Genomic DNA, 13208 nt, shown 5'->3' on the forward strand with positions numbered 1-13208 from the left:
CGGCGCTCCCAGGGCCAAGGAATCCGGTGAATCACCATCGAAGATAGCTTCGAACAGGCCCAGCTTAGCGTCGGCCGGGAATAATGGCCTCATGTGCGGCAGATACGTCATGGCCCGCGACGTGGGCGACCTCGTGGCCGAGTTCGATGTCGACGAGACCTACGTCGACTCCCTCGAGCCCTCGTACAACATCGCTCCTACCGACCCTGTGCCGATCATCCTCGATCGGCGCGACAAGGTGTCCGGGGACCACTCGCGGAAGCTGGTGACCGCACGCTGGGGCCTGGTTCCGCCGTGGTCGAAGGACACGAAGTCGGCCGCGCGGCTCATCAACGCCCGGCGGGAGACGGTCACGGAGAAGCCGTCCTTCCGCAAGGCCGCCGCGTCGAAGCGTGCGCTTGTTCCCGCGGACGGGTACTACGAGTGGGAGAAGCGTGAAGTGCCCGGCGCTGCCGAGGCGGCCGCGAAGGGCGTGAAGATCGAGAAGGTACCCACGTTCCTCCACGCGTCCGACTGCGGTGTGCTCGCCTTCGCTGCCCTCTTCGAGAACTGGCCCGACCCTGCACTCCCCCCGGATGACCCCGAGCGGTGGGTGCGCACGTGCACGATCCTGACCGGGCCAGCGTCGGACTCCTTGGGCTACATCCATGACCGGACCCCGGTGATCGTCCCGCGCGCGATGTGGGCGGACTGGCTCGACCCGGAGACGACGGGCGAGGCGGACGTCAAGGCGCTCATCGATGCGATGCCGGAGCCGCACCTCACGCCACGGATCGTGGGCAGCCTTGTGAACAGCGTCCGGAACAACGGGCCGGAGCTCATCGCGCCGGCGTAGGCCAAGGACGAGGCTGGCCCGCCTGGATGCGGAAGCGGTGGGACGTGCCGCAGCGCAGCAGGATCTCCTCGCCCTCCACCCGGATCCGCACCGGCCCAGCGTCGCCGCTCGCCGAGGAGACCCGGAGCTGATCCTGCCCCAGGTCGACGTCGAGCAGCTGATCCCGGTACCGCACACGGAATGTCACCGAGCGCAGCCCGTCGGGCAGCCGGGGAGCGAAGATCAACGCGTCGCCCGTGAGCCGGAGGCCGGCGAAGCTGCGCTGGACGACGTCGATCGATCCGGCCATCGCGCCGAGATGGATTCCCGCGCGCGTGGTGCCGCCCTGGGTGTCGTCGAGGTCGGCGTCGAGCGCCTCGCAGAAGGTGTCCCATGCCCGTTCCGAATCCATGCCGGCAAGCACTGACGAGTGCGCCACCCGGCTGAGGGTCGAGCCGTGGGCGGTCCTAGCGAGGTAGTAGTCCACTGTCCGTGCCAGCTGCTCCGCGGTGACGGTGTAGCCGAGCCGTCCGAGCAGCGCTGTGAGCTCGGTGGGGCCGAACAGGTAGAGCAGCATGAGGGCGTCTGCCTGCTTGGCCAACTGGTACCGGTTGGTGCTGTCCCCCTCGGCCTCGAGGATGAGGTCGAGGCGTTCGATGTTGTGGTAGCGGTCCCTGTACGCGTCCCAGTCCAGCTCGGCCAGGTCGCCGTATCCGGCGAACTGGCTCATGATGCCTTCGCCGTGGAACGGCACCGACATCCGCCGGCCCATGCGCGCCCAGAGCTCGGGCTCGGCGGGCTCTATACGGAGCCGGTCGGCGAGGTCGTCCCGGTCGTGGCCCTGAACGACGTGCAGGAGGTGGGCCGCCTGATGGCATACCCATGCGGCCAAGACATTGGTGTAGGCGTTGTCGTCGATGCCTGATGACGGCCGGCCAGGGTAGCCCGTGTGGTACTCGTCGGGGCCCATCACCCCGCGGACGTGGTAGCGGTCCTCCAGCGGGTCGTACTCTGCCATCGATGCGAAGAGCCGCGCGACCTCGATGATGAGCTCCGCGCCCTGGCGCAGGAGCCAGAACCTGTCGTGCGTCGCCTCGAAGTACTGCCACGCGTTGAAGGCCACGGCGAGGCCCACATGCCGCTGCAGCCGGGAGTAGTCAGGCATCCAATGGCCGGACCTTCGGTTGAAGATCCACCGAGGAGTCTCCTCCCGCCCGTCGCTGCCGCTCTGCCACGGGAACAGCGCGCCGCGGAGACCGAGCCCGGCCGCAGCGTGCCGTGCCTCGGGCAGGCGCCGCCAGCGGTACGCGATGAGAGCCCTCGCCACGGCCGGCAGACGCGAGGTGATGATAGGCAGGACGAACAGCTCGTCCCAGAAGACGTGCCCCCGGTAGCCTTCACCATGCAGTCCGCGGGCCGGGACTCCCACGTCCAGATCTTCGACGAACGGGGCGAGGGCCTGGAGGACGTGGAAGACGTGAAGGTTGACGGCGAACTGCACGCTGGGAGCAGCATCGAGCTCAACGGTGAAGAGATGGAGGAAGCGCTGCCAGGCTGCAGAATGGCTCGCGAGGAGCTCTTCGAAGGTGCCCGGCGAGCGCCGGAGCACGGCGGCGGCTCCCGTGCGGGCCGACGAGAGGGCGTGGTCCCTCGAGGTCGCGAACGCGGCAGTCTTCGTCAGGCGGACCGGCCGTCCGTCGTCGAGCCGCAGGGCGAACTCGTGGAAATGCAGCGCGCCGACACAGCCGTCGCTCACGTCCCCGCGCGCTGACCCCGTGACACGGTTCCGGAGCGCCACAGCGATGCGGATGCGGCTCTGGAGCGTCTCCGCCTCGGTGATCAGGGTGGCATCAAGTTCCCCGGTTCCCTCATCGACGTCGGGAGGGGCTGTCTCCTCCATAGGGCTCACGTCGCGCACGTGGCGGTGCGCGAGGAGCGTGTCCTCGAGGACGTTCTCGTTGCTCACGTCGAGGTCCACGCCGCTGCGCATCGTTACTTGGCCGCTCCAGCCCTCGGCGGTCACGCTTGTCTCGAGGGCCATGAGCTGCGGGAGTGCCATGGAGACGAACCGACGCTGTGCCACGGTGATGCGCCGACCGCCGTCGTCCTCGAGGGTGGCCTCCCGCATGAGCACTGCCTGCTGCATGTCCAGGACGCGCCGCTCGGAACGCACGGTGAGACCGCCCATGGACCACCAGACTCCGCCCTCGATCCGCAGGTCGAAGTGGAGCCAGTTGGGTGCATTGACCAGATGCTCGTCTTCGGTCTCCTCGTCTTCCACGCGGTTGACGACGCGGTTGTAGATGCCGCTGAGGTAGGTGCCCGGATAGCCCGGACCCGCCCTGCCGCTCTCGGGTTCTGCGCCGCGCACTCCGAGATAGCCGTTGCCGAGGGTCGTCAAGGCCTCACGGTGCCCCTCGTGGCCCGCGTCGAAGCCCTCGTACACCAGATGCCACGGGTTCGCGACGACGAGTCCCAGATCGAGCTCTCCCACGTCGTCGAGGACCACGTCGGCCCCCGCGTCGCTGAGCTCGGGGCGATGGCCTGAACGGTCGATACCGACCACGAGGCCAAAGCCGCCTTGGCGCGCAGCCTGGACTCCCGACACCGAGTCCTCGATGACGACGGCGCGTCCCGGATCGACGTGGACCCGCCGCGCCGCCTCGAGGAAGACATCCGGTGCCGGCTTTCCGGCGAAGCCCGCCGCGGCGGCGTCGGCGCCGTCGAGGACACAGTCGAAGATGCCCTCGAGTCCGGCCGCCCTCAGGATCGCCAGAGCGTTCCTGCTAGCCGTCGCGAGGACGACTGGGACACGCCCAGCCCTGAGGCGGCCAAGGAGGTCGACTGTCTCAGGGAACACCGAAACGCCTGTCGCTTCGAGGCGCCGATGGAAGATCCGGTTCTTGCGGGCCCCGAGACCGAACGCCGTCCAACGATCCGCGGGATCCCCCGCATCGCCTCGCGGCACGGCGACGCCGCGTGCGGCGAGGAACGCGAGAACGCCCTCTTCGCGCGGCCGCCCATCCACGAACGCGCGGTAGTCGGCCCGCCTGAACGGCGAGGCATCCGTTCCCGCTGGGACCCGCGGGTCACGCAGGACTGCGTCGAAGAGCTCTCGCCAGGCGGCCTCGTGCACGGCCGCAGTGTCGGTCACCACACCGTCGAGGTCGAAGATCACCGCGTCGAACGGGGGGCGTGCTGCTTCGAGGGTTGGCGATCGGGTCATGGCCCGGCTCCTTTCGGCGCCTGAGGTCAGTTTGGGCAGTCGCCGCCGCAACGGCAAGGGCCAGGTCATCGGCGGTCGCCCTCGCGGCTGGACCTGCCTCGCCGTGATCGACCACGGCGGCGGGCCCTACGTGGCCTTAGGCCCTATCCCAGCCATTCCGGCGAACCTACTCTCGGTGGCATGAATGGGACAGAGGCAGGAACAGCCCTCGCGGGCATCGTCGTCGGCGTGGACGGATCACCCCTCTCCGTCGAGGCGCTGCGCTGGGCAGCACGGCTTGAGCCCGTCGTCGGCGGGCCGATCACCGCGGCCACGGTCTGGCAGTTTCCCGTGGCCGGGGCGGGCACCTCGTACTCGCGCTTGGACTGGGACGCCGAGGGCGATGCCCGGGGAATCCTCGAGCAGGCCGTCGAGGACGCCTACGGAGGCTCTCGCCCTGCGGGACTCACCACTCTGGTGGCCTCGGGCCCAGCGGCCCACACCCTCATTGAGAACAGCCGGAACGCCAGGCTCCTCATCGTCGGCTCGCGTGGCATCGGGGGCTTCATGGGGCTCCTCCTCGGCTCGGTGAGCGGGGCCTGCGCGGAACACGCACACTGTCCCGTCCTCGTGCTTCATCCCTCCGGAGACTCAGGGGCGGCCAGTGCCGCAGACGCAGGCAAAGCGACAACACCCGCTGGAAGCACGGACGCCTGAGGAGAGAGCGATGACAGCGCAGATCACCATCATCGGCAGCGGACACATGGCGCGGGCACTGGCCCGGGCGGCGCTGCGGGCCGACCGCACCGTGCAGATCCTCGGTCGCAATGGCAGCCAGACCCGCGACCTCGTCGAGTCCCTCGGCCCGGGCGCGACCGGCGGAATCGTCGGTGCGCCGGTCGAGGGAGGCATCGTCATCCTGGCGGTCCCGTACGGGGAGGTCCACCCTGTGCTCCTGGAACTCGGCGACGGAATCGAGGGGCGCGTGATCGTGGACATCGCCAACCCCATCGATGTGTCCACCTTCGACCGGCTCCTCACCCGTGCGGGAACCTCCTCCGCAGAGGAAGTCGCCGCGATCGTCAACGGCCGCGCCGACGTGGTGAAGGCCTTCAACACCGTCTACGCCGGCCCGCTGGAGGCAGGCTCGGTGGACGGCCAGCATCTGGACGTCTTCATCGCAGGAGACTCCGAGGCCGCCAAGGAGAAGGTCAGCGCGCTCGTCGCCCGGTCGCAGATGCGACCCATCGATGCCGGGCCGCTTCGCCGCGCCCGGGAGCTGGAGGCCATCATGCTCCTGGTCTCCGGCCTCCAGGTGAGCCCCGCACACGAGAACTTCAACTGGGACACGTCGCTGCGGATCCTGCCGTAGAGTCGTGCAGGTCACCGCCACGGACCGTGCGGTGAGGGAATACCGTTGCGCCGCAAGTCGTTGCGCGAGGTAACCCCCTACACCGAGGAGTTCCTGCATGGACAACTTCACCCCCGCCGACGGCACGATCACCATGTTCTCGACCACCTGGTGCGGTTACTGCAACCGGCTCAAGAAGCAGCTGGACGCCCAGGGCATCGGCTACACCGAGGTGAACATCGAGGAGGTCGACGGCACGGCGGAGCTCGTGGAGAAGCTCAACGGAGGCAACCGCACCGTCCCGACGGTGATCTTCCCTGACGGCTCGGCTGCGACCAACCCGTCCGCGTCGCAGGTGAAGGCGAAGCTCTCGGTCTAGTACAGCACCCAGAGGGTGCGCACCCCTTGGGTGCGCACCCTTATTTTGTCGTACCCAACGGGTGGACGTCCCGTCTGGCCTCTGGCTGGCGCGCGTGGCGGCTCAGGCGACCGCCCCGCGCTCGCGGTACATGGCCAGCAGCGCGGTCTCGACCGCATCGACGGTGAGCCCGGGCACCAGATCGTCGGCCGCCCCCGCGGTAGCCGGGTCGAACGGAAGCGCGAGCGCCCGGTACACGTCGGTGAGAACTGCCCTGACGGGCTCGGCGTCGCTCACCACGAAGACGGAGGAGAAGAGCCAGGCTCCGGCGACCACCCTCTGGGCCGTGCCCACGAGCTTGAGCCGGCCAGCCGCCGTCGTGCGTCCCGACACGGCGGTGCCGGTGCCGAACCCGACGGGCACCCCGTGGACGCTGTACTCGCCGGGGCAGTACTCGCCCGGGATCTCGCCCACGCGGGCATCGACTCCGAGCGCCTGCAGAACGCCTGCGTAGAGGGCGCCGAACACCTCGAACCGATGCCGGTGGCCCACCATGGCCTCGCGCGCCGGCTCGATGTGGTCCACGATGAGCGTGCCCTCATGGTAGGCGGCCGCCCGCCCGCCGGCCTTGCGGACCACGGGCTCGAAGCCGTGCGCGCGGGCGGCGTCCCGCGCGGCATCGAATCCTGCGAGACGGGTGTCCCGCTGGCCGAAGGCGAGGGTGGGGCGGGGGCGGTAGAGGCGGAGGGTAGCTCCCCGGACTCCGCGCTTGACCTCGTCGAGCAGCTCGGTGGCATGGGCCAGCTCGGCCGCGGCGCGCTCAGCGCCGGAACCGCCGTCCGGCACTCCGCTCCCCCGGACCAGGCCGAGCTGCACGCTCTCGCCGTCATTCCATTCCGCCATGTCAGCTCCGGCGCAGGGTGAGGATCTGCTCGGCTCGGCCGAAGGGCCCGTCGGCATCGTGCAGGACAGAGGAGGTCAGACCGATGCCGTCCGCGCCGAAGGACACCGCATTGTCGATCCCGAGCCACTCGCCGCGCGGCTCCCGGTACATGTGGATCTGCAGGTCGACGTTCGGGAACGCCCAGCTTCCCTGTCCCGGCGGGACGCGCGTGGCGATGCCGTTGGCCGTGTCCACAAGACCCATGAGGCGCACCCAGTCGGGGCTCTCCGCCCCGCCGACCAGCGGATGCGCGGTCCGGATCCAGACCGTCCCGTTCCCGGAGCGATGATGGGGCGCCTGGTACATCTCAAGCGAGCGGATGTAGCCGCCAGGCCACTCCGTCGAACCGTCCCAGCGCTCGCACTCCTCGACCGGAGGGATTGCGGTGTCCTCGACCGCGGCGACCGCGGAGCTGTCCGTCGTGATGAGCCGCCAAGCGCTTGCGCGGATCGCGACGCGGCCCCGGGCGGTGAGTTCGGCCTCGACGAGCTCGATCGTCTTCCCGGGGCGGACGGTGCGCACGGCAACCTCGAACTCGCCAGCGTGAATGAGACCGAGGATCTCGTAGCTGATGCGGGCGATCCGCAGATCGGGGCGCGGTTCGTGCTGGGCGAGCGCGTGGGCGAGGATCCCCGAGGCGGGGGCCATGTGCTGTTCGTGGGCATTCCAGGCGCCTTGCGCGTGGATCGTCGAGCGGAAGCGTCCGCCGCCGAGGTCCTCGTAGTAGAACTCGCCGACTGCCAGTCCCGGCAGTACCCCGTCCTGCTCAGCCTTCAGCGCAGTGTCCTGCGTCACGTCCCACTCCTCTCCGGGTCCGCCACGCGCTGGGCGGCCCCATCCAGACTATCTCCAGCGGTCGGCGGGACTAATTCGAGCCGAAGGGAGGTTCCCCTCGCATGACCATCACGCGCGCGGATGTCGGCTTCCGGTCCGAGCGGGGGCCCATCCTCGTGGCCCTCATGCTCACTACAGGGCTCGTGGCCATCGATTCGACGATCGTCGCGACGGCGGTCCCCTCGATCGTGAACGACGTCGGCGGGTTCTCCTCGTTCCCCTGGCTGTTCTCGGCCTACATGCTCGCCCAAGCCGTCTCGGTGCCGGTCTACGCGAAGCTCGCGGACATGCTCGGGCGCAAGCCGATCGTCCTTATCGGCATCGCCCTGTTCCTCGTCGGCTCGGTCCTCTGCGGTCTGGCCGGCTCCATGGGCGCACTCATCGCGTTCCGGGTGATCCAGGGCCTCGGCGCAGGCGCCGTCCAGCCCATGGCCATCACGATTGCGGGGGACATCTACACCGTCGCCGAACGTGCCAGAGTGCAGGGGTACCTCGCGAGCGTGTGGGCGGTGTCCTCCGTGGTAGGGCCGACGCTCGGCGGAGTCTTCGCCTCCCTCGGGATCTGGCGCGGCATCTTCCTCGTGAACATCCCGCTGTGCGTGCTGGCCGGATGGATGCTGGCCCGCACGTTCCACGAGACCGTGGAGCGCGCGCGGCACCGGATCGACTTCCTCGGCTCGGGCCTTCTCACACTGTCCATGACCCTGGTCATCCTCGGCGCCCTCGAGGGCGGTCAGGCCTGGGCCTGGAACTCGCCGCTGGGCATCGGCTGCTTCGTCCTCGGCCCGGCGCTGTTCGGGGCGTTCCTCATTGCAGAGCGGCGTGCCGCCGAGCCGGTCCTGCCCCTGTGGGTCGTCTCGCGGCGCCTCCTACTGACCACGACGCTCGCCTCCTTCGGCGTAGGGGCCATGATCCTGGGGCTCACCTCGTACGTTCCAACGTTCCTCGAGAGCGCACTCTCGGTCTCCCCCGTGGTCGCCGGCCTGGCCCTCGCGGCTCTGACGCTCGGGTGGCCGATCAGCGCCGCCCAGTCCGGCCGGCTGTACCTCCGGATAGGATTCCGGACAACGGCTCTCATCGGAATCGCGGTGGCGGTGGCAGGCACCGCCGTTCTGGCGGCCACGGCCCACACACCGAACGTCGCGGCCGTCGCGGCAAGCTGCTTCACCATCGGCTTGGGCCTGGGCCTCACCGCTTCGCCTACGCTCATCGCCGCGCAGTCGAGCGTCGAATGGAATGAGCGCGGCGTCGTGACGGGGACGAACCTCTTCTCGCGCTCGATCGGCAGCGCCCTGGGCGTCGCCGTGTTCGGGGCCATCGCCAACGGCATCTACGCCTCCTCCCCCGCCGGCGAGGCGAAGGGCGAAACGATCGTGCCGGCGTCGGCGGCGGTCTTCCTCACCGTGGTCGTCGTGGCCGTACTCGTGGGCTTTGCCGTGTTCGCCATGCCCCGCGACGGGCGCCGCGTCTCAGACGCCGCTGAGACGGCGTCCCGATCCACGCGACCGGGCGCCTAGCCAACTCGCCTCGTGTCCGGGTGCTCCCCCTCCTCCCTGCTGCGGACAACGCGGATGATCCGGGCCAGTGACAGGGAGACCGCGGCAGCCACGCTGACAGACGCCCCGTGGGCCGTTGCCGCCTCGTAGTAGGTCCGGCTGACGGCATCGATCGTGCCTTCGGCTCGGGCTAGGACGTCCGGCAGGGAATCGGACTCACCCCACGCGCGCAGCACATCAGCGGTGGCGGAGAGAGCGTCCCCGAGCCGCGGCATCACGTCCACTGGGATCGCGGACGACTCGTCCTCCCCACCGATCACGCCGGATAGGAGGTCCGTGATGTCCTGGACCTGGAAGGTCGAACGCTCGACGGCGCGCAGATCCGCGAGGTCCGCCGCGAGATCCCGGCGGCGGCGCCAGCGTCGCGGATTCACCCTGGCGCTCTCCTCGGCGGCTTCGACCACGCGTCGGACCCGAGAAGCGGTCTCCGCGAGGAGTTCCTCGCGACTGGCCCAGTCCTGATGGTTCTGTGGCGATGACTCGTTCAGCGCGAGCGCCATCTCATCGAGCTGATCGCCAAGCGTGTGGCGGAGCCTTCTGAAGGCAGGAGTGATGGCGCTGTAGCGCAGGGGCGGGAAGACCAGCCAGTTCACCGCGAACCCGATCGCGACCCCCACACCCATCTGCCCGAGGTAGGCGAGCGAGAAGTCCTCGCGGCGGCCGCCGCCGGCAACGAGGACGAACAGTGCAGCGAGAGGAACCCAATCCCGCGCCGTGCCCATCCGGGGAAGACCCCCGACCAGCACGCCGAAGCCGATCACCACTGCTATGGCGAGCGCGCTCGTCTCGGTGAAGCTTGCCACGACCATCGCGACCCCGATGCCGAGGGCCAGACCTAGGAGGCTCTGGAGGCCTTTACGCAGGGAGTCCGCCACCGTCGGGTACATGCTCACGAGAGCGCCGAGGGGCGCGTAGTACGGATACTGCGAGATGGGTTCCGGCATCAGCTGCGCGGCGAACCATGCGAGCCCCGCGGCGAGGGCGGTCTTCGCGGCCAGCATGAGCCGCTCTATCGAGACGGCCTCGCGCAGTCCTGAGCGGACGGCGGAGAGGGACGGGCCCAGAAACGCGCGCGCACTGGACCTGTCCCGCGGGGAGCTGGCGGCCATGAGCCAAGCCTTGCACCCCCCGCGCGGTAGGTCGAGTCCGTCCCCTCGTCGCTCACTGCACCACCTGTCTCCGAGGCGGTGGCTGTCCCCTTGAGCTGGACCTCCTCAACAGCTCAGGACAGGCGGCCGAGGCGCTCGCGCCCCCGGGCCACCGCACGGCGTCCCTGCTCTGCCAGACGCGATGCGAGCCTGCGCGCGCGCTCCGCGGCCCCAGCCTCGCGTTCGGCGGACGCCGCCTCCACTTCGAGCTCGGCGGCCCGGTTCCGGAGGCTCTCGAGCTCCGCCGCAAGTCGGGCCCGCCGCTCGGCGGCCTCGGTTGCCTCACGCTCCGCGTCGGCGAGCTCTGCCTCGGCGTCGTCGAGGCTCCGCTGAGCCTCCGCGAGCTCTGCCTCTGCCGCCTGGCGTTCGTGCCGCCTCGCCTCGTCCCGCACTGCAAGCTTGTCCACACCCGTATCGTCCGCGTGGGCCTTGCTCTCGGAGCCCGGGCGCCGAGCTCGCGTAGGCACCACGATCGACGCCGACCCGTCGCCCTCCGCGGCTGCGGGCTGCTCTGGCCACGCGCCCGGCACTGCAACGGCACCCGTGAGGTCCACTGGCTCGAGGCCATTGCTCGTGAAGGTCCGCACGAGCAGCCCGCTCCGAAGGGCCTCCGACGCCCGTGGATCCGTCATGGCCGCGCGCAGCGTCTGCTCCATCTCGGAGGCCGCGGGCTCACTGATCTTCACCCCAAGGTCCGAGGCGAGGGCACGGCCATCCCTCACGACGGCGCTCAGGAGCCTCGAGCGCTGCTGGCTCAGCTCACGCATCCGCGCGGGGTCGAGATCCTCTTGGGCGTCGCGCAGCTCGGCGCCGAGGTCTAGGACCTGGGAGATTTCATCAACGCGGCGCCTGGCGAGCATGTTGAGCGCCCAGGTGGCCGCGGATGGCTTGGGAAGGCGGGCAATCTGCTTCGCCAGAAGGGCCTGATCCTCGGCCCGTGCCTGCTTGGCCCGCTGATTGCGGGCCGCGGTGAACGCTCCGGGCGGGAGCGCGTACAACTCGGCGGCCACATCATCGAGCTCCATGGCACGCATCATAGGTCCCTTGGTGCGCGGCGACGACACGCAGACGAACGATGCCATCATGGCCGTCGCCGGGACCGCCGCGCTCCTGCTCATCGTGATTCACCTGACGCCGGGACGCAACCGGCCCAGCGCGGAAGGAGGAGGACGACGACGGGGGCCTCCCGCCGTCGTCCTCCTCCTGTTGTGTGATCAGCGCTTGCTGCAGAAGAAGGAAAGAATCAGAAGTCCCAGTCCTCGTCTTCCGTGTTCACGGCCTTGCCGATCACGTAGCTCGAACCGGACCCAGAGAAGAAGTCGTGGTTCTCGTCCGCGTTCGGGCTCAGCGCCGAGAGGATCGCCGGGTTCACGTCCGTGACCGACGAGGGGAACATGGCCTCGTAACCGAGGTTCATGAGGGCCTTGTTGGCGTTGTAGTGCAGGAACTTCTTGACGTCCTCGGACAGTCCCACCGAGTCGTACAGGTCGTGCGTGTACTGGACCTCGTTCTCGTACAGCTCGAAGAGCAGCTCGAACGTGTAGTCCTTGATCTCCTGGCGCTTCTCCTCGGAGACCTTCTCGAGTCCCTTCTGGAACTTGTAGCCGATGTAGTAGCCGTGCACGGCCTCGTCGCGGATGATGAGGCGGATGAGGTCGGCGGTGTTCGTCAGCTTGGCCCGCGAGGACCAGTACATGGGCAGGTAGAAGCCCGAGTAGAACAGGAAGCTCTCAAGCAGGGTCGAGGCGACCTTGCGCTTGAGCGGCTCGTCGCCACGGTAGTAGTCCATGACGATGTGCGCCTTGCGCTGGAGGTTCTCGTTCTCGACGCTCCAGCGGAACGCGTCGTCGATCTCCTTGGTCGAGCACAGCGTCGAGAAGATCGACGAGTAGCTCTTCGCGTGGACAGACTCCATGAAGGCGATGTTCGTGTAGACGGCCTCCTCGTGCGGGGTGATGGCGTCCGGGATCAGCGACACGGCGCCGACCGTCCCCTGGATCGTGTCCAGGAGCGTCAGACCCGTGAACACGCGCATCGTGAGCTGCTGCTCCTGCGGGGTCAAGGTGGCCCACGACTGCACGTCGTTGGAGAGCGGCACCTTCTCGGGCAGCCAGAAGTTGTTCACGAGGCGGTTCCACACCTCGACGTCCTTCTCGTCCTGGATGCGGTTCCAGTTGATCGCCTGGACGTGATCGAGGAGCTTGAGCTTGTCACTCATGGTGGCTGTCTCTTTCTTCACTCATCGTGAGCTTGGCTGCATCCTCGATGCAGTATTGACAGGTGTCCTTGGTGACACCTTTGTTCGTGTGGTGGCGCGTGTGAGCGCTCCGGCGGCTCGACGGCATAGGGACGCCCTTGCGAACGGCGGACATCTTAGCCTTCGTCTCCGCGGAGGCCGTTCTGCCATAGTTTGGATTCCCTGCGCCTGTGCGCTGCTCGGACAATGCACGCCGGGATTCCTCCGGCATGACGTGCCCAAAGCTAGGGTGCTCCAACCCGAACTTCCCAAAGTTCGGATTCGTGTGCCCGGCATTCTGGCCTCTGCGTTCCCTGGACCACTTCTTCTTCTGCTCAGCGGAATGACTCTTGCCATAGAAGGGCGCTGCTTCTCCAAGGCGGCTAAGCCCCTTGCGACCGGTCGACCGGATTCGAGCGGCCTCGCGCATCTCGTCCGTCCAGACCACTCCGGTTGGCCCGAGCCCGCCTTCGGAGAGATTGAGGAGCCGATCGCCTTCGAGTCTGAGATAGGCAATCCAATCGATCTCGGCGGTCCCCAATGCGTCGAGACCTTCAATCCAATCCAGTTCGTCAACCGCCAATTCCGACGCATTCTGCTTTCGCAACCAATCGTAGAAAGGGGTCTTTCGTCCTTCCGAAGCGACCTTGACATGCTGACGTAGACGGACGCGGGCGGTCTTGGTGGTGAGTCCTACATATCGGTACTCGAACTCGTGGCGAAGCCGAATCCCATAGATCAAGCCACCCGTCGCCGTCGTCAT

At 68.4% G+C, this 13208-nt stretch carries 12 protein-coding genes; 5 read left to right on the forward strand and 7 right to left on the reverse strand.

Annotation, left to right across the window (positions count from 1 at the left end):
* Positions 1–91 precede the first annotated feature (91 nt).
* Complete coding sequence (locus RBS60_RS15020; protein WP_307958380.1) at positions 92–835, forward strand: SOS response-associated peptidase; 744 nt, start codon at positions 92–94, stop codon at positions 833–835.
* Here the strand turns inward: RBS60_RS15020 and RBS60_RS15025 are convergent.
* Entirely contained in the window at positions 819–4040 is a 3222-nt protein-coding gene (locus tag RBS60_RS15025) for an HAD-IA family hydrolase (RefSeq protein ID WP_307958381.1), read from the reverse strand. The genes RBS60_RS15020 and RBS60_RS15025 overlap by 17 nt on opposite strands.
* 180 nt (positions 4041–4220) lie before the next feature.
* Here RBS60_RS15025 and RBS60_RS15030 point away from each other — a divergent pair, with 180 nt between their 5' ends.
* The 3 genes from RBS60_RS15030 to RBS60_RS15040 all read left to right on the forward strand — a co-directional run bounded on the left by RBS60_RS15030 (position 4221) and on the right by RBS60_RS15040 (position 5749).
* Positions 4221–4736 carry a universal stress protein gene (locus tag RBS60_RS15030; RefSeq protein WP_307958382.1) on the forward strand — a complete coding sequence of 172 codons (516 nt, stop codon included), beginning with the start codon at positions 4221–4223 and terminating at the stop codon, positions 4734–4736.
* A 10-nt stretch (positions 4737–4746) separates the two neighbouring features.
* Positions 4747–5391, forward strand: a complete 645-nt coding sequence (locus RBS60_RS15035; protein ID WP_307958383.1) for an NAD(P)-binding domain-containing protein — start codon at positions 4747–4749, stop codon at positions 5389–5391.
* Positions 5392–5488: 97 nt separating this feature from the next.
* On the forward strand, positions 5489–5749 hold the full coding sequence (locus RBS60_RS15040) for a mycoredoxin (RefSeq protein ID WP_307958384.1): 261 nt from the start codon (positions 5489–5491) through the stop codon (positions 5747–5749).
* A gap of 102 nt (positions 5750–5851) precedes the next feature.
* Here RBS60_RS15040 and RBS60_RS15045 read toward each other — a convergent pair whose 3' ends face one another.
* Together RBS60_RS15045 and RBS60_RS15050 are read right to left on the reverse strand one after the other, a co-directional pair.
* Positions 5852–6631 (reverse strand): lipoyl protein ligase domain-containing protein, encoded by a 780-nt coding sequence (locus tag RBS60_RS15045; RefSeq protein ID WP_307958385.1) that lies wholly within the window; start codon positions 6629–6631, stop codon positions 5852–5854.
* Between the two features lies 1 nt (position 6632).
* Entirely contained in the window at positions 6633–7466 is an 834-nt protein-coding gene (locus RBS60_RS15050; RefSeq protein ID WP_307958386.1) for a thioesterase family protein, read from the reverse strand.
* Between the two features lie 101 nt (positions 7467–7567).
* On the opposite strand from RBS60_RS15050, the gene RBS60_RS15055 reads away from it, so the two are divergent.
* Positions 7568–9022, forward strand: coding sequence for an MFS transporter (locus tag RBS60_RS15055; protein ID WP_307958387.1), 1455 nt, complete (start codon positions 7568–7570; stop codon positions 9020–9022).
* Here RBS60_RS15055 and RBS60_RS15060 read toward each other — a convergent pair.
* The 4 genes from RBS60_RS15060 to RBS60_RS15075 all read right to left on the reverse strand — a co-directional run bounded on the left by RBS60_RS15060 (position 9019) and on the right by RBS60_RS15075 (position 13208).
* Entirely contained in the window at positions 9019–10170 is a 1152-nt protein-coding gene (locus RBS60_RS15060; protein ID WP_307958388.1) for an FUSC family protein, read from the reverse strand. The two genes, RBS60_RS15055 and RBS60_RS15060, sit on opposite strands and share 4 nt — an antisense overlap.
* 113 nt (positions 10171–10283) lie before the next feature.
* Complete coding sequence (locus RBS60_RS15065; protein WP_307958389.1) at positions 10284–11234, reverse strand: hypothetical protein; 951 nt, start codon at positions 11232–11234, stop codon at positions 10284–10286.
* 218 nt (positions 11235–11452) lie between these two features.
* A complete protein-coding gene (gene nrdF, locus RBS60_RS15070) occupies positions 11453–12427 on the reverse strand; it encodes a class 1b ribonucleoside-diphosphate reductase subunit beta (RefSeq protein WP_307958390.1) in 975 nt (324 codons plus the stop codon).
* Positions 12420–13208 (reverse strand): NUMOD3 domain-containing DNA-binding protein, encoded by a 789-nt coding sequence (locus RBS60_RS15075; protein ID WP_307958391.1) that lies wholly within the window; start codon positions 13206–13208, stop codon positions 12420–12422. Before RBS60_RS15075 ends, nrdF begins: the two co-directional genes overlap by 8 nt.

The organism is Sinomonas sp. ASV486 (assembly GCF_030908215.1).
Classification (GTDB): domain Bacteria; phylum Actinomycetota; class Actinomycetes; order Actinomycetales; family Micrococcaceae; genus Sinomonas; species Sinomonas puerhi.

Coding starts and splice junctions, on each gene's coding strand:
- RBS60_RS15055 (WP_307958387.1), top strand. CDS start 7,568: ATGACCATCACGCGCGCGGATGTCGGCTTCCGGTCCGAGCGGGGGCCC.
- RBS60_RS15060 (WP_307958388.1), bottom strand. CDS start 10,170: ATGGCCGCCAGCTCCCCGCGGGACAGGTCCAGTGCGCGCGCGTTTCTG.
- RBS60_RS15030 (WP_307958382.1), top strand. CDS start 4,221: ATGAATGGGACAGAGGCAGGAACAGCCCTCGCGGGCATCGTCGTCGGC.
- nrdF (WP_307958390.1), bottom strand. CDS start 12,427: ATGAGTGACAAGCTCAAGCTCCTCGATCACGTCCAGGCGATCAACTGG.
- RBS60_RS15065 (WP_307958389.1), bottom strand. CDS start 11,234: ATGGAGCTCGATGATGTGGCCGCCGAGTTGTACGCGCTCCCGCCCGGA.
- RBS60_RS15035 (WP_307958383.1), top strand. CDS start 4,747: ATGACAGCGCAGATCACCATCATCGGCAGCGGACACATGGCGCGGGCA.
- RBS60_RS15040 (WP_307958384.1), top strand. CDS start 5,489: ATGGACAACTTCACCCCCGCCGACGGCACGATCACCATGTTCTCGACC.
- RBS60_RS15045 (WP_307958385.1), bottom strand. CDS start 6,631: ATGGCGGAATGGAATGACGGCGAGAGCGTGCAGCTCGGCCTGGTCCGG.
- RBS60_RS15020 (WP_307958380.1), top strand. CDS start 92: ATGTGCGGCAGATACGTCATGGCCCGCGACGTGGGCGACCTCGTGGCC.
- RBS60_RS15025 (WP_307958381.1), bottom strand. CDS start 4,040: ATGACCCGATCGCCAACCCTCGAAGCAGCACGCCCCCCGTTCGACGCG.
- RBS60_RS15075 (WP_307958391.1), bottom strand. CDS start 13,208: ATGACGACGGCGACGGGTGGCTTGATCTATGGGATTCGGCTTCGCCAC.